Genomic DNA, 26,311 nt, shown 5'->3' on the forward strand with positions numbered 1-26,311 from the left:
CATGCGTCGATCGAGACTGTCGCGGTCTATGCCGTGCGCTCGGAACTTGCCGAAGACGAAGTGATGGCGATGATCGTGCTGCGCCCGGGCGCGACATTGACGCCCGTCGAAGTGATTGAATGGTGCGAACCGCGTCTTGCCTATTTTGCAGTGCCGCGGTTTGTCGAATTCACCGATGAGTTGCCAAAGACCAGCAACGGCAAGATCCAGAAGTTCGCGTTGCGAGAACGTGGCATCGGCGCCGCAACGTGGGATCGCGAAGCGGCCGGCTACAAGCTGAAACGGCTGGATCGGTAGCGAGGCGGTTCAATTGCTTGCACTCACATCACCAGGACCAGGCGACCCCGTGTCACCTTGCCCTGCTCCAACGCACGCTGAGCCACCGCCGCATCCGCAAGCGCATACACACCAGCCACTTGGGGTTGCAATACCCGCTGCTCCGCCAACTGGGCAACCGCCTGCAACACTCTGGGCGACTCGATGATCATCGCACGCGACACGTGCACGCCGAATGCGTCGCTTTGGTCGACGATCGGCTGCGCCACCAGATAGACCAGATGACCGCCGCGCCGCAGCACCGGATAGGAGCGTGCATGCACATCGCCGCCCATCAGGTCGAACACGACATCCTGATCGCGCAGCGTGCCAAAATCGTCGCGATCATAGGCAATCGCGTGCTCCGCGCCCAGGCTGCGCACATAGTCGAGATTAGCCGCACGACAAGTTGCCGTGACATGCGCACCCAGATAACTCGCCAGCTGCACCATCAAGCCGCCGACCGCACCGGAGCCGCCGTGTATCAACACGCGCGCGCCGCTCGATATCCGTGCAGTCTCAACGACCGGGATCCATGCGCTGATAGCCGGTTGCAAAAGCGCCGCCGCCTGCACATCGGTCAGACCAACCGGACGCCGAACCACACGCGCCGCGTCGCACACAATAGCGTCCGCATAAGTGCCCCCGCCCGCCGGGTCCGCCGTCACGCAAACGGCATCGTCGAGCGCGAGGCCGGTGACACCCGCACCGATCTGATCGATCACACCAACCCCATCGCGACCTGGAATCTTGGGAAACGCCAGAGCAAAATGCGCGCGCAACAAGCCCGCGCGCAGCTTCACGTCGATGGGCGATACCCCCGCGGCCAGCAAACGAACGCGGACTTGCCCGGGCCCCGCCGACGGCGCTGGCCGTTCCACCGGCTGCAAGACTTCGGGGCCACCGTACTGCGCATACTCAATTACATGCATGGATCGATCTCTCGTTCAGCGTCCGACCCGCGACTGCCGTTCATTGCCACTCACCACCACTCAACCTGCCGCCAACAATCGCCGTTCATGACTTCGGGAAAAAATCCTCCGACCCATCGCGGCCCGATTCGAGCAAGGCTCGGATCAGGAACATTTCCGTCTCGTGCGTCGAGCTGATCTGCGCCCACGCGTCGTCGCTTTGCGTCGCCAGCCGCCAGGTAAACAGCGTCACGAGCGCGGTGCCTGGTTCATGGCCCAAGGTCGGCCCGTCGAACACACGCGCCGCATTACGCAGGCGCAGCGCCGCCTCGCTCGCACCGACATCGTAGTCGATGGTCAACGTCTCGGGGTCCGCGTGAATGCGCACCCAGGTCTCGGCCCCCGTAAAAATCGATACCCCGACGAACAAATCGGGGCCCACCTCGCGCCGTTGCCAACTACCGAGCGCCCAGCGCCCCTGGCGCACGCCGTCGGCCATCAACTGGAAAGCGCGTTGCGCGTCGGCTTTCACCAGAATGCTGCTGCTATGACAATAAGCGTCGATCATCGGCTGCCTCCCTTTATCCCTTTATTCTATGTAGACGGCTCACTTCAATCGGTACTCGGCGGGCAAGACGTAACCACTGTCGAACGTTTGCACTTCGACATTACTGCGATACGCAATCGTGGTCACGGCCTGCAACAGCGGGATGCCCCAGGACTTCTCCGACGATTCGCGATTCAACGCGCGATAGCCTTCCATGCGCTTTTGCTCGTCGACTTCGGTCATCAAGGCTTCGATGCGCGGGCCCAACGCCGGATCCTTCCATGCGGAGAAACGCAGCCGCGGGTCCAGGATGCGGCCCGTGTAGTTCTCGGGATCTCCCGTCGAGTTGGCCCAACTGTAGAGCAGCACACCGCTCATCTTGGTCGCCTGGATTTCGCTGATGACCTTCGCCATCGTGGTTTCCTGCATGTCCGCTTGGATGCCGACTTGCTGCCACATGCCGGCGATCGCGCGCGCCATGTCGTAGTCGCTGGGGAACGTGCCATTGGTCGTCAGGAATGGCACCTTGACCGGCTTGTTCGGACCGTAGCCCGAGCGCGCGAGTGCGGCGATCGCGAGCTTGCGGTCGAAAGGCACTTTGAAACCCGGCACATCGGCGGGCGAGCCGGGTGTGGCAAACACCGAAATTGGGCGCGCCACGCCGCCGTAGAATGCTTTCGACAACGCTTCCGTGTCGATCGCGTAATGCATCGCCGCACGCACGTTATCGTCATCGAACGGCTTGACGTAGTTCGGCATGCGCAGCATATAGATCTCGGAATACGGATAGGTCTTGGTGTTGATGCCCGGGATCTTCGAAAGCCGCTGCGCCTCGCGCAACGGAATCTGCACAGCAACCCCCGCGCTCCCCGACTCCACGGCCGCGACACGCGCCGCGGGTTCCGGCATCACCTGAAACGTAATGCTCTTGATCGGCGGCACGCCGCCCCAGTATTTGTCGAAGGCTTCGAGCACGATACGCGAGCCGCGCTCGTAGTCGACCAGCTTGTAGGGACCCGCACCGACCGGTTTGTTCAGGAAGTCTGCCCCGACTTTCTGCATGTAGTCCTTGGGCAAGATATAACCGGCCAGAAAGCCGAGGTAGATCGCGGCAGCCGGCGTCGGCTTCGCGTATACCAGCACCGCCTTGGTCGGCGACACGATCTCGATATCCTTCAACGTATTGAACATGCCGCCCACGGCCAGTTTCTTGTCCGAGACCGGGCGTTCGAGCAGGCTCCACTTCAAGTCTGCGGTGGTGAGTTTCGAGCCGTCGTGAAAGAAAATATCGTTGCGCAATGTCACCGCGAGGCGCTGCGCATTCTTGTCCTGCCATTCCCAGGCCGTGATCTGCCGGGCCTGCAATTGCAGCGTCGGCGAATACCGCAGCGGCGAGTCAAATACCGTTTCATAGATCGATTGCGCCTGCGGCACGGTGATCGCGCCCGGATCCCAGGTCGGAACATCGGTGATATAGGCGATATTCAGCGCGCTGGTTCCGCCGGCGGCCTGCGCAGCCGCGGCGAACTCCCAGGGAAGGATCGTACCGCCGACGGTGGCTAGCGCGCCCAGCAACATGTGACGACGTTTGGGATCGAACTCGAAACTATTCATGGAGGGTTCCAGTAGGGGAAAAAGGGCACGTTTGCGCCAGCTTTAAAACTTACGACGGACTCGATACCACGATCGGAAAGTGCGCTAAGCTCGCATTTAGCGATTCTGAATTCAGATTATTTGCGTAAAAATTCGGCGTCAAGTATAAAAACATCTTTTGCACTGCAACATAACGCGTGAGCGAACCCACATTGAAGTGGGATTTTTACCTCGGGCTCAAGCCGGGTTGACGTCCCCACGCGCAAATTTTTCACTAGAGTAATATCGGCCCGACCTTTTCAGGAGATTTTTATGGAAGTGTGTCTCTTCATCACCGCGATGCCACGCTCGGCCGGGGCCTCACCTGCCCTCGACAATGCGGGCGATATCCTGCAGGCGCTCACCGCTCTGGCGCCGAGCATGCCCGGCCTGAAACAGCTCGTGCTGCATACGCCGGTGCCGGGCGGCGCAAACGATCCGTATTTGAAGGACGAGTCGGCGCCGCGCTGCGCAATGCAATTCTATTTCGACGAAATCGGTGCGCTGGAGGCGACGCTAGTTAGCGGGGGAGCGCTGCATGCGTTGTTCCATCCGCAGGGGGATGCGTCCTCAGGTATGCAGCATTTCGCGTCATTGAACGACACCCTGCTTTCGCAACAGGTGATGGCGGTGCGACGCTTTCCGGTACCGCACCCGCGGGCTCAACAATCGGGCCAATCGGACGACACGCGTTGCACCTACCTGGTCAGCTACGAAGGCCAGGCCGACGATTTCAATGCATGGCTCGGGCATTACGTCGATCACCATCCGCAGCTCATGGCGCAGTTCCCAGGCATACGCCAGATCGAGATCTACACGCGTGTCGACTACCGCAGCGACTTGCCCGCAGCACGCTCGGTAGCGATGCAGCGGAACAAGGTGGTGTTCGACTCACCCGATGCGCTCAACGTGGCCTTGGCGTCGCCGGTCCGCCACGCGATGCGAGACGACTTCAAGCTGTTCCCACCGTTCACCGGTGAGAACTTTCACTTCCCGATGGTCAGCCGCTCATGGCATGCGCAGGCGTCGGCAACGTAACATCACCAACGTCTGCCAAGCACAATACCGGATCGCGCGTTTAGGCTAGCGATCCGGTCGGGCCTGCCGGGCGATCGTTTAGAACTTCACACGCAGACCCACGCGCACTTCCACTTGGTTGGGCGTGCTCGATGGCGCAAGTACCGGCGCAAGGTCGGCAACGGCGCCGCCACCAGCGTGCATGTAGGTCGCAATCGTGTACACGTCAGTACGCTTGGACAAGTAGTAATCGGCGCTGGCATCCACTTCCTGATACTTCGGTTTCTGTCCGGTTGCCGAGACACTGCCTTGGGTGTAGCTGTAGGCAGTACCGAGCTGCAACGACGGAGTCACCAGGTAGCTCAAGACAACTTCACCGATATTAAAGGTGACGTGCCCACCGATCTTCGCACCCAGAGTCGGATCCAAATTGGAGAACTGGGTATTGGTCCAGTCGCCACTGAGCGTAAAACTGCCGAACTTGTAAAGAGCGCCTGCACCGACCACTCGGTAGTTGCCCGCGGCAATGCCGTAGTTGCCGTCGACGGTGTTGGTCGGCGTCCACACGCCCTCGGTCACAGCGGCGGCCGGGTGATCGATCTCCGTGTAAGCGGTGGCCAGCGTCAATGAGCCTCCCTGGTACTGGAGGGCAAACGACTTGGCGCTTTCCAGAGCGAAGGCACCCGGAGTGCCGCCGAAACTGTACTCGCCCACAGCGGTGAAGCCGCCGATGACAGGCGAAACGTACTTGACTGCATTATTCAGGCGGAAATCGATACCGTTGTTGTCCAGGTCGCCCGGGTGCGGGAACAAAATACCGCCAGGAAGCTGCGCGTTCGCCGACAGTGCACCCACGTAATCGCCGATTTCCTCATCCTGCCGACCGAAGGTCACGGTACCGTACTTCTTGCTGCTCAAGCCGACATAGGCTGGCCGGCCGAATTCGCGGCCACCCTGGCTAAACGCGCCATTGTTGACGTTGAAGCCGTTTTCCAACTTGAAGACCGCCGAGTTGCCGCCGCCAAGGTCCTCGACCCCCTGGATGCCCCAACGATTGCCCTGCGAGATACTGCCTGACATTTGAAGGGCGCTATGGCCGCCCTGGTTATTGGAATAGGTCAGACCGTTATCGATAATGCCGTACAGCGTCACACTGCTCTGAGCGTAAGCACCGCCGCTCACGCCTAGTACTCCTAAAAATACTGCGAGAATATTTTTCACGTGTACCTCGAACTTAGTCGTTGAGCCTACAAAGATTACCGTTATCGCCTTCGCACGCTAGGCGACAGACGATGCCCCGATTCAACATGCCGTCCTGTCGACCGGCATGGCTACCCCTACCCCACCGAAGGGCTCGCGCCATCCGATTCGACTACTGCCTGCCGCGTCTACGCTTGACGAACTGAACCGCGCCGCTGTGTGTAGCTTTCGTTCTACGGCGCGATACGGTTCATGCTGTCCCGTCCAGCTTCGAACCGAGGCCGTGCATTTCCACTCAAAAAGGTCATTCTGAATTCAGAATATTTATTAAAAATTTAACCGTCAAGCATTAATAAAAAATGGGGGCTCCGTTCATGGGACCGTGGTAAGTGCTTGACGCGGGCGAACAGGACGTCCGCCCGCCATTCGGATCATGCGAACGTTTTGGCGGCGTGCCGCGTGGTGGCGGCTGTGCGCCAGCGCTGGTGGCTTGCACCGCGACGGCGTGTGACGGGGATGTGGCGCGTGCGTTTCTCAGGCGTCGTGGCGCCGTGACAACATCGGGCATACCCTGCAAGCGCTTTTGACCTGCTTTTCTCTATCTGTGTTCGCGAGCGAACAGCGCTGCCCTGTTCCTGAAGCCGATGCTCAAGTTACGAATGCGAGCCGCTCGACGCATCAAGCAATGGACTGGCCGTCGCTGGGCTGTCCGCATCGTGGCGCCGCGCCGCGTTCTTCGAAGCATCAACGGAGCGAATTGATGCATACACTTTCACGCAGCAAAGATCCCACGATGCTCGTGTTGATGGCGCTTATTCGAGCGCTACACGAGGAAGGCATGCTTCCCGCGCAAGCCATCGCGGACGTTCTCGATCGTCGGGCGCTGAATGCAGCGTTACGCCACAAGGTGTCGGAAGATGAAACGACGGTTCAACGCACTGCCGTCGCGCTCCAGGAGCTGGCGGATGACATCGAGCGTAATCACTCATTTCGCAAGCAGACACCATCTCGGACGCGGAAGTGAGCAAGCCGGTGGCTTGCCTTTAATACCAAGGTTCCCCGTTCATCTTTGTTACTATGGACTCGACAATTTGAAATAAAAACAGCCGGAGACTCGACGCACATGAAAGCATGGAAAGAAGCGGGCTTTCGTGCCCTCGCCTTGAGTCTTATCGCGTCGGGCATGGTGATGTGTTTCGAAGCACAGGCGGTACAGACCGACCCGGCCTTGAGCAACGTGATCGATTTGGCATCTCGGCGCATCGCGTTGGCCGAGCCCGCAGCCCGAGCGAAGTGGGCCCGCCAGGAACCGGTCGTCGACCCCGTCCACGAGCAAGCCTCACTGACCCGCTTGACGCAGCGGGCGCCCGAAAACGGTGTGAACGTTGATTTTGCGCGCCAGTTTTTCGGCGACCAGTTGGACGCCGTCAATAGCGTAGAGAACGCTCTTTATGCGCAATGGCGTACTGCACCGCCTCAAGGTCCAGTGCCCGACCTCGCAACCACCGTGCGCCCCGAGCAGGAACGGATCGAACACGCGATGTTGATGGCTTTGGCGCAGATTCAGGTTATGCGTACTGCGCCCGATTGCGGCGCTCGTTTGGCGCAAAGCCTGGCGAACTGGAAAACCACCGCAGCCATTGATAGCGGCCGAGCGGCAGCACTACGCATCGCACTCGCCCACGTGTGTGCGAGCGGTCGGAGTTAAAACCGGCAAGCCGCTTTTATTCCCACCTCGGTGGTGGTGTTCTCGACAAAAGGCCGCGGCACACCGCGGCCTGATTCACCGGACCAATTACGACCCTTGCGCGGCAGTTGATTGCTCGGCAAGTGCACGAGCTTGATGCTGAGCGGCGACTTTGGCTTCCGCAGCTTGTACGTTTTGCGGGTAGTTGTACCAGTCATTCGGATTGTATCCAGCGGCTTCCAGCTCGGCCAGCTCGTGCTTCACTTGAGCACGGGTCACGGGCTGCTGGTTGTCCACGGATTGCGCATACGACAAAACGGGTGCTGAGAGCAACGCGGCCATAACTACGAGCATCTTGTATGTATTTTTCATGACGACCTCTCGATTATTTAGAGTGGCGCACTCCGTTTGACCGAAGCTTTGCCGATGAAGTCATGGTAATTCACAACACCCGCCAGACATAGGTGTTAACCCGCATTAAACTCTTTTTGAAAACGCAATAATCAAAATTTGCAAGCAGACGGTGTTATCCATCGAACCCGGAATTGAAAAGGGCAGCGAGTCTCTTTTTAGAGTTGGTCGCCGCCCTATTCGTCATTCCGCTTGTTGGTGCGCGTGCTAGTGCACTTGTCACGCATTTGCCGTTCACACAGCAATTACGTCTAACAGGCCGCTGATTATTGCGGCCGGCTTATTGCACCCGCTTATTTCCCTGCCATTTGCTTTATTGGCAAGCTTTGCCGTGATCGGCTCTAAACCCTTTGTTCTTGGCGTCGGCTTCGGACATATATGAGCCGCTTTTGGTCTTGCCGTAATACGGATCCGACGGGCAGTGATAAACCTTGGTCTTGGTGTTGACCCATACCTTGCCCGGGCCGCCACCGGCAGCAGGTTGGCTCATCCCGCCGGCCGCAACCGCTGGAGCCGCGCCGCCAGCAGCCGGAGCCTGGACCGCACTCGCGCCCGCGGCTTTCTTGTTGACGCCGCCGTGTCCTTTGCACGCGCCCTTGAGGGTTGTACCTGAAAACGGCGTTCCGTCTTTACAAACGGCGGTCACAGAAGGCGCAGCCGCGGCAGGGGCCGCCGGCGCTGCAGTTTGCGCAAATGCAGAGGAAGTTACCAAAGCAGCGCCGATTGCGAACATCAGGAACGAGTTTTTCATGGCAGACCTCGATAGAGACACGAAATTACGTGCATTTGTCTTTAACGCTTCCCCCACCCAAATGGATGACGAGAAATCGACATAGTTAGCACATCTGCAGATAGGCTAACCGCCGTTACCTAGCGTTTACCCGTGACAATTTGATTCGCGACATAGCGGTTGCATGAGTCCCACGAAGCCCCGTGCAACCCTACAGCCCCACCCGCTACCGCAAAACGGCCCGCTTTTCAGACTGCCCGTGTTTTTCATCCGCCAGCTTGAACACCGCAACGGCATCGCGCAACGCCACAGCCTGATCCTCCAACGACTGCGCGGCAGCGGTCGCTTCTTCCACCAGCGCCGCATTTTGCTGCGTGACCTCATCCATCTGTGTCACCGCCTTGGCAACTTGATCGATACCCGCGCTCTGCTCCACCGACGCCGCCGAGATTTCCTCCATGATGTCGGTGACCCGTTTCACCGAGCTCAGGATCTCCGCCATCGTGTCGCCGGCCTGCCCGACCAGCGCGGAACCGGTATTGACGCGTGTGACGGATTGCTCGATCAGCTCCTTGATTTCTTTGGCGGCGCTCGATGAACGTTGCGCGAGGCTGCGAACCTCGCTCGCCACGACCGCGAAGCCACGCCCGGTTTCGCCCGCGCGCGCCGCTTCCACGGCGGCATTGAGAGCAAGAATATTGGTCTGGAAGGCGATCCCTTCGATGATGCTGATAATGTCGCCTATCCGGCCTGCGCTTTCGTTGATCTGCCCCATCGTCGTGATGACATCCTTGACGACCGCGCTGCCCTTGTCGGCAGTGGCCGACGCGGTAGCCGACAAACTCGTGGCCTGACGCGCGTTGTCGGCATTCTGCCTGACGGTGCTGGTCAATTCTTCCATGCTCGCCGCCGTTTCTTCGAGCGATGCCGCTTGTTCCTCGGTGCGAGCCGAAAGATCGACGTTGCCGCTTGCCACCTGACGGGTAGCCGTCGCAATCGCCTCGCTGCCTGCTCGCACCGTGCGCACGGTCTTGATCAAGCCTTTCTGCATTCTCGCCACGCCGTGCAGAAGTTGCCCCATCTCATCGCGCGAAGTCACCTCGATGGCATGGGTCAAGTCGCCCGCGGCAATACGGTCGAAGTGCTCGAGTGCAGCGCTCAGCGGTCGACCGATGGCGCGGCGCAAACTGTACCAACTGTAGGCCGCGATCGCCAACCCCAGGCAGATGGATACCCACGTCACGATTCGAAACAACTGGAACGTATGCTCCTGCGCGTCGTAGTCAGCCTTGGCCGCGGAAAATTGAAAGCGCTTGAGCGCCTCGCTGCTATTGGAAAAGGTCGCATAAATATCGTTGTTCACTAGCGCCGCACGCATGATCTCTTTGGGGTCCCCGGAGAGGACGGCTTTGGCGAACACATCCAGCGCTTGATCCATGGCAGCGCGATCTTTCGCAACAACCTGCGCCAGGCGGTCCTCTTCGGCGCCTCGCGCAAGCGCCATGTATTTGTCCCATTGCTGATGCGACTGGCCGGCAAAGCCTTTCGATTTTTCGATAATCCCGGCGATCCCGGGCGCGGTCGGGTCGAGAGCGGCTCGCATCAGCGCTGCTCGTTGGCGTGCCAGTATGATTTCGGCATTGCCGATGTAAGTCGCGCTGGGCAGCTTGTTGCTGTAGGTGTCGCGGTTGGCGTCGTTACTGTCGCTCATCCCCGTTAGCCCGAGTACACCGATAAGCAAAAGCAGCGAAGCGAGTACCGCCATGGTGACGGCGACACGCATCTTGATCGAGACAGCCATTTGTTCTCCTGGAATCCACTGTATGGATCGATAGTTTTTATGTTGTGGCTCGCTCTGCGTTACGGCGTAATTCCTTGAAACTTTAACGAGCGACACTTCGAGCGACACTTCACGGCAGCACCTTACTACAGCAATCGTCGCTGGGGACGCCAGTCGCTTTATAGAACTACTCTGCATTACCCCTATCGACAACGATCGCGCCATCGGTTAACAATGTACCCGCTTTAATCAAGCCTGCCGCTTTGTGCTTCTATAGCGTGGCCGCACGGCGCAATTCCATTCAATCCCCTGATTTTTACAAGTCTTTCAAAAAAATAAGAGGCGTTATATGTCTACTCAGAAATCGGCGGAGATCGCGGCGCGACTAGATCGATTACCGCCATCTCGCACCATCTGGAAGATGGTGATTCTGATCTCGCTGGGCGGTGTGTTCGAGTTTTACGATCTGTTCTTTACCGGCTATATCGCGCCGGGCATGGTGAAGTCGGGGCTGTTCACGCCCGAGTCCTTGGGTTTCTTTGCGTCGCTGCAGACGCTGGCGGTAGCCGGGGTGGGGACATTCGTGTTCGCGACCTTCGCGGGTCTGTGGGTGGGCACGCTGATATTCGGTTCTGTCGCCGACAAGTTTGGCCGACGTTTCATCTTCACGTGGTCGCTGATCTGGTACATGGTGTGCAGCGCAATCATGGCATTCCAGACCTCGGGGGCTGCGCTCGACATCTGGCGTTTCATTTCGGGCATCGGTATCGGCATCGAACTGGTGACGATCGATACCTACATCTCCGAGCTGATTCCGAGCGGTGAGCGCGGTCGCGCCTACGCGGTCAACCAGTTCATCACTTTTTCAGTGGTTCCTATCATTGCGTTCCTCGCGTTCATCCTCGAGGGCACGCACCCGCTGGGGCTGGAATACTGGCGCGTGGTGGTGCTGATCGGCTCGGTCGGGGCAATCGCCGTGTGGTTCGTGCGTCGGAAGATTCCGGAAAGTCCACGCTGGCTCGCCCGCCACGGCCGACTCGAGGAAGCCGAAGCCATCGTTGCGGAAATCGAGCGCAAGGTTCAGGCGGAAACGGGTGTGGCGTTGCCGGTGCCGCAACAAGTGCAAGCCGAAAAAGAAGGACGCGGCTCGCTGCGGGAAATTTTCGGACCGCTGTATCTGCGCCGCACCATCAGCTTGTCGATTTTCAACATGGCGCAGGTGATCGGCTTCTACGGCTTTGCCGCCTGGGTGCCCACGCTGTTGATCCATCGCGGCATCCACGTCACGGCGAGCCTGCAGTACGCGTTCATCATCGCCATTGCGAATCCGTTCGGGCCTCTGCTGGGTACATGGTTTGCGGACAAGCTGGAACGCAAGACACAGGTGGTGGGCGGTCTGGTGACGATGGGCGTGGTGATCGCGCTCTTCTCGCAAGCGTCCGAGCCGTGGATCTTGATCGTGCTCGGTGTGTTGTTCACGCTGTCGGCTAACATCATGTCGTACGCGTATCACAGCTATCAGGCCGAGGTGTATCCGACGCGCGTGCGTGCACGAGCGATTGGTTTCGTGTATTCCTGGAGCCGCATCGCTGCCGCCTTTGCCGGGTTGGCGATCGGCGTCCTGCTTCACAACTATGGTGTGCCTGGCGTCGCGGCCTTTATCGGCGTGTCGATGGTAGTCGGGATCTGCATGATTCTGCTCGGACCGTCCACCAAGGGCCTTACGCTGGAAAAAATCAGCCACTAAGCATCGGCCACCGGGAGCGTGCGCGCTTCCGGTGTTACGGTGAAATGTGCTGCTGAGAGTGATCGCTCTCCCGGTAAAAAATACCGCTGGGAGCGTCCACGCTCTCATGTGAAAAATACCGATCGACCCTCCGTTCGGTTGATTCCGCCGCCGCAGTGGCGATGAATCGGCTGTATCGTTTTACCCCTCCTCCCCCGTACTTAAAGCCCTTTGGTGCATTGCGCACCTTGCTTCGACACGTTCGGATCGCACGGCGAGCGCCTGCGGGAACGGTATTTGCTGTCCCCATAATTCGGGGTAAGCAATTTTTTCCTATCTGCCGCCGCCCTGGCGGCCTTCGCCGTCGGCAAGTACTGCCGAGGTGAGCCATTACCGAAGGAGCTACTGTGAAAATAGTGAAAATTTTACCGATCGCAGCCGTCCCGCTGATTTTCGCCGCTTGCGCGTCCCAGCCACCCGTCAACATCACTCCAGTCGGACAAAGTGCTCGAGCACCGACCGACGTAGCGATGTGCATCGCCAAGACCTGGGCGGACAAATCCCAGCAGCCTGTCACGTCACAAACGGTTATTGCCGGCAACGTAGCGATGGATGTGCTGTTGCCGGGTCAAGCGCCAGGTGGCTCGGCCGCCATGGTGCGACCCGCGCAAACCGGAACCGGTTCGTGGGTGGGCTATCGCTCAGTGGGATCGACGATGCCGCCACCGGCTGATATCAGTACGTGTTTGTGATCAGCATTTGCGTGTGATCAGCTTTTAACTGTGATCGATGCGCCTATGACATCGGGCGCCAGTTTTAGCTGGCGCCCGATTTTTCGCGTCATGGGGTCACGGCGGCAGCGGCAGTCACAGCAGTCGCGGCGGTCGCGCCGATCAGGAAAGCTCGTCGATCACCGCGCCCAGCAGCGTCACGCACTCAATCGCATCGCGCTCGACTGCCGAATATTCACCCTTGGGCAACGGGGGTAGTCGGCTTGCCAACGCTCGTCCAGCGACTTGCCCCGATTTCGGTCCATTGGGTTTCAGCTCATGGGACTTCAGCGCATGGGACCTCAATTCACCCAGCAACACATCATGTCCCGCCTCCAGCCACTGCACCACCTCGCGCGTGGCGGCACTCGCTTGCCCGCTCATCCAGGCGCGCGTGGAAATCCCCGCCAACCGGCGCAGTAACGCCAAAGCCGTGGGCGCCAACTGATAGGTCGAGCTGCGTTGCAGGCTTTCCAATTGCGCGCGTTGCAACGACTCTTCGGCGTTATTGCTGGCCAGGCCCGCTTCGCGGCGCAAATTTTCCAGCACCGGAACATCGCTGACGCGCGCAGGCGCTTCAAGACAACTCAATGCATTGGCCAAGTAGCGCAGATTGGCCGCCACCGCATCGGAGAACCGATCGATGAATTTGACCGGCTCGCGGCTCGGCCATAACAGGAAGGTCGCGGCGAGCGCAAGCGCACAGCCCAGCACATTGTCTTCGACGCGCGCCAACGCAAAGCTCAAATCGCCGCTGCCGGGTCTTGTAAAATCGGCCACCAGCACGAATGTCGGCGTAAGAAACATAACGAACAAGCTATAACTGACCGAGCGAAACGCCATCGTAGCGGCCACCAGCGGGAACACCAGCAGTGCCATCGCCAGCGGCGCATGCACCAGCGAGGCGATCAGCGCGGCAATCAACCCACCCACAAGGCTGCCCGCTGCGCGTTCAAGGCCACGCGACCAGGAGGTTGCAACCGATGGTTGCAGAATCAGCAGTATGGCCATCGTGGCCCAATAGCCGACCGGTAGGTGCAGCGCGTGCACGAGCACATAGCCCAGCATCGTCGTCACACCGCAACGTGCCGCATGACGCAAACCAATCGAGCGCCATGTCAGGTTCTGACGCAACGTCGCCCAGCCGCGTTGCAGCACACTGTCGCCCGAAATCGCGGATGTCGTTTTTTGCGCCCGGGCTGCCCGAGCTGTCCGGGCTTTCAGTTCGGGCGCATCGAGCGCCATGTGCAGCGACTCCCCCAGCGCGCGGTCGAGTTTGTCAGCGAGGGACAGGAAATGAGGCTGTACCTCGGCCTGACCCTCCTGAGACGAATTCGCCAGCATGCGGCCATGGCGGCGCAGCACTTCGGCGAGCGCGTTGAGTGCGCGCACTGCGCGCAGCGGTTCGGGGACCTGCGAGCGGCGACGCTCGCAGGCATCGCTCACGGCAATCAGATAACCGAAAATGCGCTCGGCCTCGGACAAGGCGATCAGCATGCTGTCGTACAGTTCGCGCCGCGCCGCGTGGGCGCGTGGCAGTTTGGCCAAGCACGTGCGCGCGCTCTCGAGCGCCACCCTCACCTGGCTGCGTGAAGCCAGCGCATGCTGCGACCACTCGGCGCGGCTAAAACGCGGTTGCGCCAGTAGACGCGCGGTGTCGCGGCATGTCTGAGCGAGACTGGCGTAACTGCGCTCGAGCGCGGTACGGCTGGGCGCGAACGGGTGGATGCGCCACAAGGCCAGGCTCAACACGGTCGCCCATAGGCAGCCGAACAGATAGACCGCCAACAGCACGAGCGCCGCGCCGGGCCGCTGCAACGGCTGATCGACCATCACCACGCAAGCCGTTGCCGATAAAATGGCCACTTGCGCGACCGCCGCGCCCCAGATCCGGCCGAACGCACCCAGCGTCGCGAACACCAGCACCGCGGCGGCCGCCACCCAGGCGCCATGCGCGGCCGCATAAATGGCGGCGGCGCCCCAAAGCGTCGACAACAGCGCGAAACCACCCATGGACGCAAGCCGCATCCGGTTCGAACCTGCTGCATCGGCCAGACACGTCCAGAACGCGCCGATCGCCGCCCAAGCGAACTCCGGCCGATGCAGCAGATGCGCAATCATCAGCATCGCGGTCGCGGCCCAGGCCGCGCGCAGTCCTTCCGAGAGGCTGGTATTGGCGATCGAAAACGAAGTCATCCACGCCGGCCGTTTGCGCATGGCCGTGTCGACGACATGCCCGAAAGTTTCGAGCCAGCGCTCGGAGGAACGCGGTAAAAGGCTTCTGGCGGCGTGCATAAGGGTCAGAACCAGTCTCACTAGGAAGCGCATCTTGAGGCGCAAATAAACATGCGGATGAAGAGGATTATAAGGGAAAACCCTAATCTCCAATATTGCACCGCATCAAAACAACGATTTTTTCTGAGCGGGACTCAGGTTGGGCCCGAATCGGACGGCTTCGCCCGCTTTTCGGTTGGAATAATTAATGCTTAAGGTTTAGGCGTTCAACCGACCAGGAGTTCTGCCATGACTGCGACCGTCGACACTGCGCTCACTGCGCCCACTGCTTTTTCTCACGTGCGCCCCGGCGATACTGCGTTTGAAGAGAATGGCCTGCGGGATTTCTTCCTCTACCGCGACCTCGGCATCGCCGCAGCCACGGGCGGAAAGGTCGTTGCGCAACTCGTCAAGGCGAACATTGCACCAGAGCAAGGCACCGGATGGCACCGCCATGAGGCGGATTTTCACATTGTCATCATGCTCAAGGGATGGGCGCGTTTCATGTATGAGGACAAGGAAACCCTGGTTTCAGCAGGTGATTGTGTGCATCAGCGGCCCGGTATCGTGCATTACCTCTTCGATTACTCGCCTGATATGGAGTACTTGGAGATTGTTTCGCCCGCCGATTTCACCTCGATCGAGGAGCCGGGCCCTTGCGCAATTCCGGCTCCTACGCCATGGTCGAGCAAGACGTTGGCGTGAAGCCGCAGGTTTAAAGCCGCGGCCCTCCCCGCGACATTCAACGCGTCGTCGCCAGCATGTATTCGTGCAAGCCCGACGCCGGACGTGCACGTACCTGCGCCGGCACCGCACTGGCGTCGTACTCGTGGATCACCGCCCGCACTCGCGGATAGATCTGGTTCTCCCAGCGCCGCCCGTTGAACACGCCGTAGTGGCCCACGCCCGTCTGCACATGATGGCTTTTCATATAAGGGCGCAGACGGCTGCACATGTCTTGCGCTGCGAGTGTCTGACCCACCGCGCAGATATCGTCCTTTTCGCCCTCGACCGTCAACAGCGCGGTACGGCGAATCAGTGAGGGATCGACCTTCCGCCCGAACACCGTGAGTTCACCCAGCGGCAGCGCATGTTTCTGGAAAATCGTCTCAACCGTTTCCAGATAGAACTCCGCGCACAGATCCATCGTGGCGAAGTATTCCTCGTAAAACACGCGCACCGCTTTGGCCTTTTCAGGATCGCCTTTGATGCGCTCGCGATACATATCGCCCAGCGAATCGCGGTGGCGCTGCAGGTTCATCGCCATGAACGCGCTGAGTTGAACAAAGCCCGGATACACGCGCCGGTGCGCACCGGCGAAGCCGGCCGGCACCACGCTGATCAATTTTTCCTCGAACCATTCGATCGGCTTGCTTTTCGCCAGATGATTCACGCTGGTCGGGTTCACTCGCGTATCGAGCGGGCCCGCCATCAGCGTCATGCTGGCCGGCTGGGCCGGATGATCATCCGCGGCCATCAGCGACACCGCGGCCAACGCCGCCACGGTCGGCTGGCAGATTGCCATCACGTGTGCGCCCGGCCCAATGGCTTCGAGGCATGCGATGACATGCGCCACATATTCATCGAAGCCGAAGCGCCCATGCGAAAGTGAAATATTGCGCGGATTGTGCCAGTCGGTGATGTAGACATCGTGGTCGGCCAGCATGGTGCGTACCGTGCCGCGCAGCAGCGTCGCGAAGTGGCCCGACATCGGCGCGATCATCAGCACCCTCGGTTGCTCGATGGGCACGTCTTTCTTGAAGTGAAGCAGCGAGCAGAACGGCGTTTGATAAGCGATCTCTTCGGTTACCGCAACCGGGCCGTAGGTCGTGTCGGTGGACATATCGATACCGAATTCCGGCCGATGATGCGTAAGGCCCGACAGCGCAATCAGTTCGCACAGCGCCTGCGTGTTGCGCCCAAACGGGCTATCGGCCAGCTCCGGCCACGTATTCAACGAAAGACGCGAGAGATCGGCCAGCGAACGCAACGGCCGCATCATGTCGGCCACTGCCTGGTAAGACGGATAAGCGAGGAGGTTCATAGCCGGCCGCCGAAAAGGAATTTAGTTAGAAGGACGCAATAGCCATGCCAGAGAGACTAGCGGCGGCAATGGGCATAAATATTGCGGCACGACTTTCATGCACGGCTTGCGCGCAGTCTTGGCTGTAGCCATATGCCTGCTTCGCCCTTCCACGCCGGACAAGCCGAGCAACGGCTTGCGGCAATGCGTGAGTGTGCGGCGCGATATCCCGGTGCAACACCGCACTGCAACGGTGCTCAATCGGGACGAATCGCTACACTTGGGCGGGCCCCATCCACGACGACAGCCGATACACATGGCGGTTCGATCACCATCAGCCAAACGGGCTAGGAGACATATCATGGCGAAAACCGCAGCGACCGCAACCGAGCCCAAATCCGCGCCCAAACCCGCACGCGCATCCGCCACCACCACCACGCTGACCATTAGCAGCAAGAACTATTCGTCATGGTCGCTACGCGGCTGGCTCGTGGCCAAATTCAGCGGCATCGAATTCGAAACCATAGCCATTCCTCCCGACGACGCGGCCGCGCGCGCCGAGATCCTGCTGCTGTCGCCCTCGATCCTGGTGCCCTGTCTGAATCACGGGGAAATCAAGGTGTGGGACACCCTCGCCATCACCGAATATCTCAACGAGTTGTACCCGAAAGCCGGTTTGTTGCCGGCCACCAATCCAGCGCGTACGCATTGCCGTTCGATCTGCGGCGAGATGCACTCGGGCTTCAGTTCGTTGCGCTCGGCACTCCCGATGAATCTGCGCGGGCATTTCCCCAACTTCAAGGTCTGGTCGCGCGCCCAGGGCGATATCGAACGCATCGTGGACATATGGCGAGAATGCCTCGCCACATATGGAGGCCCCTACCTCTTCGGCAAACTCAGCGCGGCCGATGCGATGTACGCCCCTGTGGTCACGCGCTTCGTGACCTATGACGTGCATCTCGATCCGGACATCGTCGCCTACTGCCGCCGTATTCTCGACTTGCCTGAAATGCGCGAATGGATCGTGGCAGCGCAAGAGGAAACCGAAGACATCGACGAACTCGATGTCGAGTTCTAAGCCGATAGTTGGCGGATAGTTAGCGGGTAATCAGCAGGTCATTAGCGGATCACTTCGAGTACCTTTCTTTCCCCTACCCTATCCACTCAGCACGCTGCTCACTCGCTACACGAGTTGGAGCACGCACGCGCTTCGGGTAAGCCCTGGGGTTGGCTCGGGGTTAGCCCCTACCACGCGTACAAAAAGTTCATGCCCACGGCATTGAGCTTGCTTTTACCAAAAAAAAACGGCGACAATAAAGCCCAAACAAAAAGCGCACTACGAGCCAACGTCCCCAGGCTCAAGCGCTGGTGCGGGCACATAAAAATAAATCCCCTCAGGAGACACACTGATGCGCCGTTTCATCGATGAGAAGAAGATTTCCCCGGCCGCTGGCGACAAAAGCGGCCATTTGTCGCGCCGCGCCTTTCTGAAGACAGCCTCGGTGGCCGCTGCTTGCGCTACCGGCCTCGCGCCGTTGACCAGCGCGCATGCCGCGGAATTCACGCTGAAGTACGCGAACAACCTGCCCGCTACCCACCCGATGAACACGCGTGCGCGCGAAATGGCAGCGCGCATCGGCAAAGAATCGAAGGGTCGCATCGATTTTCAGGTCTACCCGAGCAACCAGCTCGGCAGCGACACCGACATGCTGTCGCAGGTACGTTCCGGCGCGATCGACTACTTCACGTTGTCGCCGTTGATCCTGGGCACGCTGGTGCCTGCGGCGCAAATCAGCGGCATCGGCTTTGCCTTCGGCAATTACGGCCAGGTATGGAGCGCGATGGACGGCGACCTCGGCGCACACGTGCGCAGCGAGATTGCGAAGACCTCGCTGTTTGCGTTCGACAAGATTTGGGACAACGGTTATCGCGAAACCACCACCAGCACGCATCCCATCGTCAAGCCGGACGATTTCAAGGGCGTCAAGATGCGCGTGCCGATCAGCCCGCTGTGGACCTCGATGTTCAACGCGCTGGGCGCGTCGGCCACCAGCGTGAACTTTGCCGAAGTGTATTCGGCACTGCAAACGCACATCGTCGAAGGTCAGGAGAACCCGCTCGCCGTGATCGCGACCGGCAAGCTCTACGAAGTGCAGAAATATTGCGCGATGACCAACCATATGTGGGACGGCTTCTGGTTCCTCGCCAACAAGCAATCGTTCGCGCGCCTGCCCCCTGAGTTGCAAGTCATCGTGCGCAACGCGGTCAACGACGCGGCCGTCAAGGAGCGCGCCGATGTGTTCGCCCTGAACAATTCGCTGAAAGCCGATTTGCAGTCCAAGGGCTTGCAGTTCAATGACATCGATCAGGATCCGTTCCGTGACAAGCTGAGGTCGGCCGGCTTCTACGCCGACTGGCACAAAAAGTTCGGCGACGAAGCCTGGGCGCTGCTCGAAAAATACTCGGGGAAATTGGCCTAAATGACGGTGTCCACGACTCGCAGCGGTACGCCTGGCACGGCCTCCGCTTATCGGCTGGGCCGCTGGTTCAATACGCTGGTGCGTATCCTGATGCGTGTCGTGGAGGCCGTCGCAGCCGCGCTGATGGTGGCCGAGACGGTGATCTTGCTGGCCGGTGTCGTCTCGCGCTATGTGCTCGACAATCCGCTGACCTGGTCCGACGAACTCGCCTCTATCCTGTTCAGTTGGCTGGCGATGCTGGGCGCCGTGATCGCGCTCGACCGCGGCGAGCACATGCGGCTCACCGCGCTGGTGAACCGCTTGCCGGAGCGCTGGCGGGTATGGTTCGAAACGCTCGGGGCGCTGGTGGTTTGCGTGTTCGTGGCGCTCGTCATCGTGCCTGCCGTCCAACATGCCAGCAGCCAAATGGATATCACCACACCCGCGCTGGAAATTCCGGACGGGTTGCGCTGCATGTCGCTGGTGGTCGGCACCATCTTGATGCTGTTCGCGGCGCTCGCCCGCATGGCGAGACACTCGAGCGTCGGGCAAGTCGCGAGCGCCCTGGGCGTGGTCGCGGTGCTGGCCGGGGTGCTATGGCTCGCGCAACCGCTGCTGGCGACGCTGGGCAATTACAACCTGCTGATCTTCTTTGTCTTTATCGTTGGCGCATGCGTTGCGGGTGGCGTGCCGATCGCTTTCGCATTCGGCACCGCCACGCTCTCGTATCTGGCGTTGACCACCAGCGCGCCGCTGGGCATTGTCGTGAGCCGGATGGACGAAGGCATGTCCAATATGATCCTGCTCGCGGTGCCGCTGTTCGTGCTGCTGGGCGCATTGATCGAGTTGAGCGGCCTCGCGCGCAGCCTGATCAATTTCATGGCGGCGCTGCTCGGCCATGTGCGCGGAGGATTGCAGTACGTGCTGCTCGGCGCCATGTTCCTGGTTTCGGGGATCTCCGGCTCGAAAGCGGCCGATATGGCAGCCATCGCTCCCGCGCTGTTTCCCGAAATGCAAAAGCGCGGCTCCAAGCCCGAGGAACTGGTCGCCTTGCTTTCGTCGACCGGCGCGATGACCGAAACCATCCCGCCTAGCCTGGTGCTCATCACCATAGGCGCAGTCTGCAGCGTATCGATTTCGGCCCTGTTCGTCGGTGGTCTGATGCCGGCCGTGGTGGCCACGATTGCGATCGGCTTCGTTTGCTGGCGGCGTGCCCGCCGCGAACCGAGTATTGATGCCAAGCGGGCGCCGTTGAAGACGGTGCTGCGCACCTTGATTATCGCGTTGCCAGCGCTGGCGTTGCCGATTTTGATTCGAACCGCGGTGATCGACGGCGCCGCCACCGCCACCGAGGTGTCGACCATCGGCGTGGCCTACACCGTGGTGGTCGCTTTGATCACGCACCTGTGCGGCCAGCGCATCGATCCGCGCCGCATCTATCCGATGCTGGTTGATGCGGCTGCGCTCTCCGGGGCGATCCTGCTGATTATCGGCCTGGCGACCGCAATGGCCTGGGCGCTCACGCAATCGGGTTTTTCCGCGGCGCTGGTGCGCGCGATGCAAAGCATTCCGGGAGGCGCACCCAGTTTCATTCTGGTATCGCTGGTAACGTTTGCGATTCTGGGCAGCGTGCTGGAAGGGATACCCGCGATCGTGCTGTTCGGTCCATTACTGTTCCCGGTCGCTCGCACGCTGGGCATCCATGACGTTCATTACGCGATGGTGGTGATTCTGGCGATGGGCATGGGACTGTTCGCGCCACCGATGGGCGTGGGCTTTTACGCGGCCTGCGCAATCGGCAAGGTCTCGCCCGATCGCGTAGTGGGCCGAGTCTGGGGCTATATGGCCGCGCTGCTGGTCGCGCTGGTGCTGGTGGCGTTTATCCCGTGGCTGTCGATCGGATTCCTGCCGAAACAATGAGGCAGCGAGAAGTCACGAACCACACCGGCGCCTGAGGTGCTCGGTGCTTAGGAGCTCCGGGCGCAGTTCAGATCAACGCTCGATACACGAGCCCCGAAACCCGGGGCTCAGTTCAGCGCGCTCAAGTATAGAGACCGGCTTCGGGCAGCGTGCCTTCCAGCGCAAATTGGCCGATCGCCTTGATCTTGTAGTCGATCGGATCGTGCAGCGTGTGGGTGCGTGCATTGCGCCAGAAACGGTCTAGCCCAAGCACGGCATGCGTCGCGCGCGCGCCGCAGACATCGAAAATCCCTTCGCTGACATCGAGCGCCGCACGATGCGCGAGCACCTTCGCCTCGGCAATCGATAACGCCAAGTAAGCACGCTCCTGCACATCCAGCGCGGCGCCCTTCTGCCACGCGGCCTCAAGCGCCTGGGCGGCATTGTCGGCCAGCGCGCGCGCCGGCACGATCTTCAGGTGCATCTCGGCGAAGCGTTGGATCACATAGGGGTCGTCTGCGCTACGGGCCACGCCCGATGCCACCCACGGACGCGTGAAGTTCAGCGCGTATTCGCGTCCTTCGGCAAACGCGCCTTCAGCAATCCCAATGTACAGGTTCACCAGCAGCAATTGCGATACCAGCGTGCGCAAGCTGGTGTGCGCATTGGCCGCGAAGGTGGGAGAACGCTGCAGCACCTCGTCACCGTGCACGACGACTTGTTCGAACCTCACGCTGCCGCTGTCGGTCTGGCGCTGTCCGATCGGATCCCAGTCGTCGCGCACCGTAATGCCCTCGCGATCGGTCGGAACCACGACCACCACCGGCTTGCCGCTAACGGCGTGATGCGCCGATATGACCATCTGATGCGAGCCAAGCGTGCCCGAACAAAACCCCTTGGTACCGTCGAGCAGATAACCGTCTTCATGCTCGGTTGCGATGAGCCGCGTATCGATCGGATTGACGGCGTTGCCCCACCACCAGTTGCCTTCGACGGTCCCGCGCAAATAGCGCTCGCGCTGAGCTTCATCGCCCCATACCAAGACGCTCGCGATCTGCAAGTACTGAAAGCCCAGCAAATGCGCCAGTGCACTGTCGACTTGGGCGATCTGCCGCAGCAGACCGTAGATAGCAGGCCAGCTCGCTCCCGCGCCGCCGTATGCGCGCGGCACCGGAAGAATCAGCAAGCCCGCCTCGGCCAGCATATTCTTTTCGAAAACGGCGTGGCCGCCCAGGCGATCGCGCTCCGCCGCGCTATCGCGCAACGTCTTCAGCAATTCGGTCAAATCGGGCAGGGCTTCTACCGTAGCTTCGCTATGCATTCTGTCGTTCATGAGGAAAAGGGCTCGCTACGCGAAAAACCTCCAGTGTACCGAGTAAAGGAAGTCAATGGGATGACGCAATAATAATGCGCGCGGTGTTGAAGTCGTAGGCCGAGCCGCAAGCGTCGCTCAGCTCGGTGGCGCGCTCATTTTGAAATAGGCATCCAGCAACGATGTTTTGAACACGGCGCCCAGCAAGGTGCGATCACCCTCGCTACGGATCGCCGGCAAGCGCTCGCCGTTATGCGTCATAAAGCACTGCAACGCGTCGGCCAACGGCATATCCGGCGTGATGTATTGGAACTCCGGTTGCACGAAATCGGCCGCCGTCTTGGTGTCCATTTCTTCTTTGGTCAGCATGGCCGAAGTCAGCTGCTGCAGCGCCACAACCCCGCAGAACGCGCCGGCTTCGTCGGTGATGTAGATGTACTTGACCGGATATTCCAGGAACATCCGCGTCAATTCCTTGAAGCTCGCGGTGAGCGGCAAGACGGTATCGGCCGGCCGGATCAGTTCGACCATGCGGGTGCCACGCAAGCGCATGCGCGCCTGCGCCTCGCGCATGCGTCGCTGGGTGACGTCGTACATCGAGAGGCCGTCGCCCGCGCGTGCAATGAAAAATGCGATCACGCACGCCAGCATCAAAGGCAGCACAACCTCGTAGCTGAGCGTCATTTCGAAGATCATCAGGATCGCCATCAGCGGCGCATTGCTGGCAGCGGCCAGGAAGGCGCCCATCCCGACGATCGCGTAGGCAAACGGCGCGGACGTCGCCGCAGGCCACAGCAGATGCACGGCCTGCCCGAACAGGCAGCCCACCGCCGCACCGACAAACAACACCGGCGTAAAAATCCCGCCTATGGCGCCCGAACCCACCGTCAGGGTCGTCGCGAGTATCTTGAACCCCAGCACCAGTAGCAAAGTCGACCAGACCCACGGTTGATGCAGGATCGAGTTCACCACGCTATAACCATTGCCGTAGACCTGGGGCACCCAGATCGACAATATGCCGACGCCGAGCCCCCCCACGCCTAGCCTGAGGGGCAGCGGCCCCAGCATACGGCCGAACTGGCGCTTGGAGAAACCGACGAGGCGCAAAAACTGCGGTGCCATCAAGCCGGCGACGATGCCCAGCAACGCGAACAGCACGATCTCGCGGCCTGAAATGGTCGGGAACACCGGCATCACGTAAGGCGGCTGATAGCCGGCGAAGCGCCGCATCGTGATGTTGGATACCACCGACGCAATGATGATAGGCCCGAAACTCTCCATCGCAATCGACCCGAGCACGATCTCAGTGACGAACAGCGCGCCCGCGATCGGAGCGCTGTAGGCCGCGGTAATCCCGGCCGCCGCGCCACATGCGACCAGCACGCGCAAACGCGCCGGCTCGAAATGCAGCAGCCTGCCGGCCACCGACGCGCACATCGCCGCCAATTGGATCATCGAGCCTTCACGACCGATCGAGCCGCCGCTGGCGATGGTGGCGAGCGACGAGAGGCTACGCGTGAGCGTATGGCGCACGGGCACATAGCCATCGCCGCTTGCGATTGAATCCATGTAGTCCTGATGGGTGCCGGTGCGTGCGTAACGCCGGCTCCATAGCAACAGCAGCCCGGCCGCCACGCCGCCGCCAGTGGGCATGAGTACGCGCATGGCAATCGAAAGCGAGCTGCCGGTCTCGGCCAGATCGCCGCCGCGGCCGCTCAGCGCGTGTTGCACGAGCTCGATACCCACCCGGAACACGACGGTAGCCCCTGCGCCGATAAAACCGATTGCCGCCGCCCACAGCAAAGTCGCGTGTATCTCCGAGAAACGGAATAAGGATTGAGCCTGGGTTCTTAATCGGAGCAGGAAGGCGAGCACGGGTCTATTGGAATGAAACGCGGTGAAATGGGCGCGCCACGCAAGCGGTGCAGCCGCAACCGTGCCATAGCCGCACAACAAAAACAAGCACGCGGCACCAGGAAACCGGTGGCTGGCGTAAAATTCGATTTTTGCGCGTATTCAGCGTTTACTTATCTGCCGGTCTCCTTTAAGTGTGCCAGTGACAGCCCCCTCTACCGTCAGCTCCACTCCCGCGCTTGCGGCCGAATCTGCGACCCGTTCTGCCGCTGCAGGCGGGTCCCTTATCGAGCCCACCGCCGACTCATCGGCCAAGCCCCCCGTCAAGCCGCCCGCCCAGCCCCATAGTCCTGCACCCGGCGAGCCCGCCGACGGCATGCCCTCGCCGCAGCGCTATTGGGCGGTACTGGTTCTGATGATGGGCATTACGCTGGCGGTGCTCGACAGCTCCATTTCCAACGTGGCCCTGCCGACCATCGCGCGCACGCTGCACGCCGACCCGGCGACTTCGATCTGGATCGTCAACGCCTACCAATTAGCCATTGTCATTTCGCTGCTGCCGCTTTCCTCGCTGGGCGACATCATCGGCTATCGGCGCATATACCTGGGAGGGCTCGCCCTCTTTACCGCGGCCTCGCTGGCTTGTGCGCTCTCGGATTCGCTGCTCACACTCACTGCGGCGCGCGTCATCCAGGGGTTCGGCGCCGCCGGCATCATGAGCGTCAATACCGCGCTGGTCCGCGTGATCTACCCGTACCGGCTGCTGGGACGCGGCGTCAGCGTCAATGCCTCAGTGGTGGCAATCTCGACGGCGATTGGGCCGAGCATCGCCTCGGCGATCCTGTCGGTTGCGACCTGGCCTTGGCTGTTTGCAGTGAACGTGCCGCTGGGCATTGCCGCGACGCTGGTCGGCCTGCGCTGCCTGCCCCGCCAGAAAACCGAGCCCCGCCGCTTCGACGTGCCAAGCGCGATCATGAACGCGTTCACCTTCGGCTTGCTGATTATCAGCGTGGATGGCCTGGGTCACGGGCAAGTCCATCCGTTGGTGTATCTGGAAGTGACGGCGATGATCGTGATTGGATATTTGTTCGTCAGACGACAGTTGACGCAAGCGGTGCCGCTATTGCCGGTCGACTTGCTACGGATACCGATTTTTTCGCTGTCGGTCGGGACGTCCGTCTGCTCGTTCGTCGCGCAAATGATTGCATTTGTCTCGCTACCGTTCTACATGCAGAATACGCTCGGGTTCAACCAGGTTCAGACCGGCCTGCTGATGACGCCCTGGCCGCTGGTGATCGTGGTGATCGCGCCGCTGTCGGGTTATCTATCGGATCGCTACTCGGCTGGTGTGCTGGGGGGTATCGGGCTGGTTGCGCTTAGCGTGGGCTTGGCGCTGCTGGCCACGCTGCCACCGCATCCGGCGCAAGCAGCCATTATCTGGCGCATGGGCTTATGTGGCTTCGGTTTCGGCATGTTCCAGTCACCTAACAACCGCACCCTGCTGTCCTCGGCGCCGCGCGAGCGTAGCGGTGGCGCGAGCGGCATGCTCAGTACTGCCCGTTTGGTAGGACAGAGTCTGGGCGCTGCGCTGGTCGCGTTGATCTTCAATATGGCGCCATTGCGCGGCACGGTCGTTACGCTGGTCGTAGCGTCGAGTTTTTCGGCGCTGGCCGCAGTGATCAGCTTGACACGGTTGGGCGCCGCGCCAAAGCAGCATCCCGCTCACTGATCGGGGGCGGCTCGCTTATACGCGACCGCCAAATG

The 26,311-nt window shown here is 60.6% G+C and carries 20 protein-coding genes and 2 pseudogenes; 11 read left to right on the forward strand and 11 right to left on the reverse strand.

Annotation, left to right across the window (positions count from 1 at the left end):
• Positions 1–297, forward strand: a pseudogene (locus tag GSQ77_RS04050) (ATP-dependent acyl-CoA ligase); the annotation flags it as partial.
• A gap of 23 nt (positions 298–320) precedes the next feature.
• On the opposite strand, the gene GSQ77_RS04055 reads toward GSQ77_RS04050, so the two are convergent.
• From GSQ77_RS04055 to GSQ77_RS04065, 3 genes are all read right to left on the reverse strand, one after another.
• The gene (locus tag GSQ77_RS04055; protein ID WP_158899292.1) at positions 321–1,247 is read right to left on the reverse strand and encodes an NADP-dependent oxidoreductase; all 927 of its coding nucleotides are present in this window, start codon (positions 1,245–1,247) and stop codon (positions 321–323) included.
• An 85-nt stretch (positions 1,248–1,332) separates the two neighbouring features.
• Positions 1,333–1,794 carry a hypothetical protein gene (locus GSQ77_RS04060; RefSeq protein WP_158899294.1) on the reverse strand — a complete coding sequence of 154 codons (462 nt, stop codon included), beginning with the start codon at positions 1,792–1,794 and terminating at the stop codon, positions 1,333–1,335.
• Between the two features lie 39 nt (positions 1,795–1,833).
• Positions 1,834–3,387, reverse strand: a complete 1,554-nt coding sequence (locus GSQ77_RS04065; protein WP_158899296.1) for an ABC transporter substrate-binding protein — start codon at positions 3,385–3,387, stop codon at positions 1,834–1,836.
• A 291-nt stretch (positions 3,388–3,678) separates the two neighbouring features.
• Between GSQ77_RS04065 and GSQ77_RS04070 the strand changes: the two genes are divergently transcribed.
• Entirely contained in the window at positions 3,679–4,443 is a 765-nt protein-coding gene (locus GSQ77_RS04070; RefSeq protein WP_158899298.1) for an ethyl tert-butyl ether degradation protein EthD, read from the forward strand.
• 78 nt (positions 4,444–4,521) lie between these two features.
• Here GSQ77_RS04070 and GSQ77_RS04075 read toward each other — a convergent pair whose 3' ends face one another.
• Positions 4,522–5,643 carry a porin gene (locus tag GSQ77_RS04075; protein ID WP_254067428.1) on the reverse strand — a complete coding sequence of 374 codons (1,122 nt, stop codon included), beginning with the start codon at positions 5,641–5,643 and terminating at the stop codon, positions 4,522–4,524.
• Between the two features lie 739 nt (positions 5,644–6,382).
• Here GSQ77_RS04075 and GSQ77_RS04080 point away from each other — a divergent pair.
• Both GSQ77_RS04080 and GSQ77_RS04085 read left to right on the forward strand, forming a co-directional pair.
• Complete coding sequence (locus GSQ77_RS04080; protein ID WP_158899300.1) at positions 6,383–6,646, forward strand: hypothetical protein; 264 nt, start codon at positions 6,383–6,385, stop codon at positions 6,644–6,646.
• Positions 6,647–6,745: 99 nt separating this feature from the next.
• Complete coding sequence (locus tag GSQ77_RS04085) at positions 6,746–7,330, forward strand: chorismate mutase (RefSeq protein ID WP_158899302.1); 585 nt, start codon at positions 6,746–6,748, stop codon at positions 7,328–7,330.
• A gap of 141 nt (positions 7,331–7,471) precedes the next feature.
• Here the strand turns inward: GSQ77_RS04085 and GSQ77_RS04090 are convergent.
• From GSQ77_RS04090 to GSQ77_RS04100, 3 genes and pseudogenes are all read right to left on the reverse strand, one after another.
• Positions 7,472–7,681 (reverse strand): annotated as a pseudogene (locus GSQ77_RS04090) (DUF4148 domain-containing protein); the annotation flags it as partial.
• A 352-nt stretch (positions 7,682–8,033) separates the two neighbouring features.
• Positions 8,034–8,471, reverse strand: coding sequence for a hypothetical protein (locus GSQ77_RS04095; protein ID WP_158899307.1), 438 nt, complete (start codon positions 8,469–8,471; stop codon positions 8,034–8,036).
• 205 nt (positions 8,472–8,676) lie between these two features.
• Positions 8,677–10,251 (reverse strand): methyl-accepting chemotaxis protein, encoded by a 1,575-nt coding sequence (locus GSQ77_RS04100; RefSeq protein WP_158899309.1) that lies wholly within the window; start codon positions 10,249–10,251, stop codon positions 8,677–8,679.
• A 328-nt stretch (positions 10,252–10,579) separates the two neighbouring features.
• Between GSQ77_RS04100 and GSQ77_RS04105 the strand changes: the two genes are divergently transcribed.
• Positions 10,580–11,977 (forward strand): MFS transporter, encoded by a 1,398-nt coding sequence (locus GSQ77_RS04105; protein WP_158899311.1) that lies wholly within the window; start codon positions 10,580–10,582, stop codon positions 11,975–11,977.
• Positions 11,978–12,372: 395 nt separating this feature from the next.
• Positions 12,373–12,708 (forward strand): hypothetical protein, encoded by a 336-nt coding sequence (locus tag GSQ77_RS04110; RefSeq protein ID WP_158899566.1) that lies wholly within the window; start codon positions 12,373–12,375, stop codon positions 12,706–12,708.
• A gap of 141 nt (positions 12,709–12,849) precedes the next feature.
• Here the strand turns inward: GSQ77_RS04110 and GSQ77_RS04115 are convergent, their stop codons facing one another.
• Complete coding sequence (locus tag GSQ77_RS04115; protein ID WP_158899313.1) at positions 12,850–14,943, reverse strand: FUSC family protein; 2,094 nt, start codon at positions 14,941–14,943, stop codon at positions 12,850–12,852.
• A gap of 306 nt (positions 14,944–15,249) precedes the next feature.
• On the opposite strand from GSQ77_RS04115, the gene GSQ77_RS04120 reads away from it, so the two are divergent.
• Positions 15,250–15,705, forward strand: a complete 456-nt coding sequence (locus GSQ77_RS04120) for a cupin domain-containing protein (protein WP_158899315.1) — start codon at positions 15,250–15,252, stop codon at positions 15,703–15,705.
• Between the two features lie 37 nt (positions 15,706–15,742).
• Here GSQ77_RS04120 and GSQ77_RS04125 read toward each other — a convergent pair whose 3' ends face one another.
• On the reverse strand, positions 15,743–17,044 hold the full coding sequence (locus GSQ77_RS04125) for a polyhydroxyalkanoate depolymerase (RefSeq protein WP_158899317.1): 1,302 nt from the start codon (positions 17,042–17,044) through the stop codon (positions 15,743–15,745).
• A 340-nt stretch (positions 17,045–17,384) separates the two neighbouring features.
• On the opposite strand from GSQ77_RS04125, the gene GSQ77_RS04130 reads away from it, so the two are divergent.
• The 3 genes from GSQ77_RS04130 to GSQ77_RS04140 all read left to right on the forward strand — a co-directional run bounded on the left by GSQ77_RS04130 (position 17,385) and on the right by GSQ77_RS04140 (position 21,402).
• On the forward strand, positions 17,385–18,101 hold the full coding sequence (locus tag GSQ77_RS04130) for a glutathione S-transferase family protein (RefSeq protein ID WP_158899319.1): 717 nt from the start codon (positions 17,385–17,387) through the stop codon (positions 18,099–18,101).
• Positions 18,102–18,432: 331 nt separating this feature from the next.
• Positions 18,433–19,503: a TRAP transporter substrate-binding protein gene (locus GSQ77_RS04135; protein ID WP_158899321.1), complete on the forward strand. Its 1,071-nt coding sequence runs from the start codon at positions 18,433–18,435 to the stop codon at positions 19,501–19,503.
• A 90-nt stretch (positions 19,504–19,593) separates the two neighbouring features.
• Complete coding sequence (locus GSQ77_RS04140; RefSeq protein ID WP_254067438.1) at positions 19,594–21,402, forward strand: TRAP transporter large permease subunit; 1,809 nt, start codon at positions 19,594–19,596, stop codon at positions 21,400–21,402.
• 121 nt (positions 21,403–21,523) lie between these two features.
• On the opposite strand, the gene GSQ77_RS04145 is transcribed toward GSQ77_RS04140, so the two are convergent.
• Together GSQ77_RS04145 and GSQ77_RS04150 are read right to left on the reverse strand one after the other, a co-directional pair.
• Complete coding sequence (locus GSQ77_RS04145) at positions 21,524–22,702, reverse strand: acyl-CoA dehydrogenase family protein (RefSeq protein ID WP_254067429.1); 1,179 nt, start codon at positions 22,700–22,702, stop codon at positions 21,524–21,526.
• A 129-nt stretch (positions 22,703–22,831) separates the two neighbouring features.
• The gene (locus GSQ77_RS04150) at positions 22,832–24,568 is read right to left on the reverse strand and encodes a ClcB-like voltage-gated chloride channel protein (RefSeq protein ID WP_158899568.1); all 1,737 of its coding nucleotides are present in this window, start codon (positions 24,566–24,568) and stop codon (positions 22,832–22,834) included.
• Between the two features lie 181 nt (positions 24,569–24,749).
• Here GSQ77_RS04150 and GSQ77_RS04155 point away from each other — a divergent pair, with 181 nt between their 5' ends.
• Positions 24,750–26,276, forward strand: coding sequence for an MFS transporter (locus GSQ77_RS04155; RefSeq protein ID WP_254067430.1), 1,527 nt, complete (start codon positions 24,750–24,752; stop codon positions 26,274–26,276).
• The last annotated feature ends 35 nt before the right edge of the window (positions 26,277–26,311 follow it).

Source organism: Burkholderia sp. L27(2015), assembly GCF_009765705.1.
GTDB lineage: Bacteria > Pseudomonadota > Gammaproteobacteria > Burkholderiales > Burkholderiaceae > LMUX01.

Bases quoted from the DNA above. Each gene is read 5' to 3' on its own strand.
- GSQ77_RS04055 (WP_158899292.1), bottom strand. From the start codon at position 1,247: ATGCATGTAATTGAGTATGCGCAGTACGGTGGCCCCGAAGTCTTGCAG.
- GSQ77_RS04060 (WP_158899294.1), bottom strand. From the start codon at position 1,794: ATGATCGACGCTTATTGTCATAGCAGCAGCATTCTGGTGAAAGCCGAC.
- GSQ77_RS04065 (WP_158899296.1), bottom strand. From the start codon at position 3,387: ATGAATAGTTTCGAGTTCGATCCCAAACGTCGTCACATGTTGCTGGGC.
- GSQ77_RS04070 (WP_158899298.1), top strand. From the start codon at position 3,679: ATGGAAGTGTGTCTCTTCATCACCGCGATGCCACGCTCGGCCGGGGCC.
- GSQ77_RS04080 (WP_158899300.1), top strand. From the start codon at position 6,383: ATGCATACACTTTCACGCAGCAAAGATCCCACGATGCTCGTGTTGATG.
- GSQ77_RS04085 (WP_158899302.1), top strand. From the start codon at position 6,746: ATGAAAGCATGGAAAGAAGCGGGCTTTCGTGCCCTCGCCTTGAGTCTT.
- GSQ77_RS04095 (WP_158899307.1), bottom strand. From the start codon at position 8,471: ATGAAAAACTCGTTCCTGATGTTCGCAATCGGCGCTGCTTTGGTAACT.
- GSQ77_RS04100 (WP_158899309.1), bottom strand. From the start codon at position 10,251: ATGGCTGTCTCGATCAAGATGCGTGTCGCCGTCACCATGGCGGTACTC.
- GSQ77_RS04105 (WP_158899311.1), top strand. From the start codon at position 10,580: ATGTCTACTCAGAAATCGGCGGAGATCGCGGCGCGACTAGATCGATTA.
- GSQ77_RS04115 (WP_158899313.1), bottom strand. From the start codon at position 14,943: ATGCGCAAACGGCCGGCGTGGATGACTTCGTTTTCGATCGCCAATACC.
- GSQ77_RS04120 (WP_158899315.1), top strand. From the start codon at position 15,250: ATGACTGCGACCGTCGACACTGCGCTCACTGCGCCCACTGCTTTTTCT.
- GSQ77_RS04125 (WP_158899317.1), bottom strand. From the start codon at position 17,044: ATGAACCTCCTCGCTTATCCGTCTTACCAGGCAGTGGCCGACATGATG.
- GSQ77_RS04130 (WP_158899319.1), top strand. From the start codon at position 17,385: ATGGCGAAAACCGCAGCGACCGCAACCGAGCCCAAATCCGCGCCCAAA.
- GSQ77_RS04135 (WP_158899321.1), top strand. From the start codon at position 18,433: ATGCGCCGTTTCATCGATGAGAAGAAGATTTCCCCGGCCGCTGGCGAC.
- GSQ77_RS04140 (WP_254067438.1), top strand. From the start codon at position 19,594: ATGCGTGTCGTGGAGGCCGTCGCAGCCGCGCTGATGGTGGCCGAGACG.
- GSQ77_RS04145 (WP_254067429.1), bottom strand. From the start codon at position 22,702: ATGCATAGCGAAGCTACGGTAGAAGCCCTGCCCGATTTGACCGAATTG.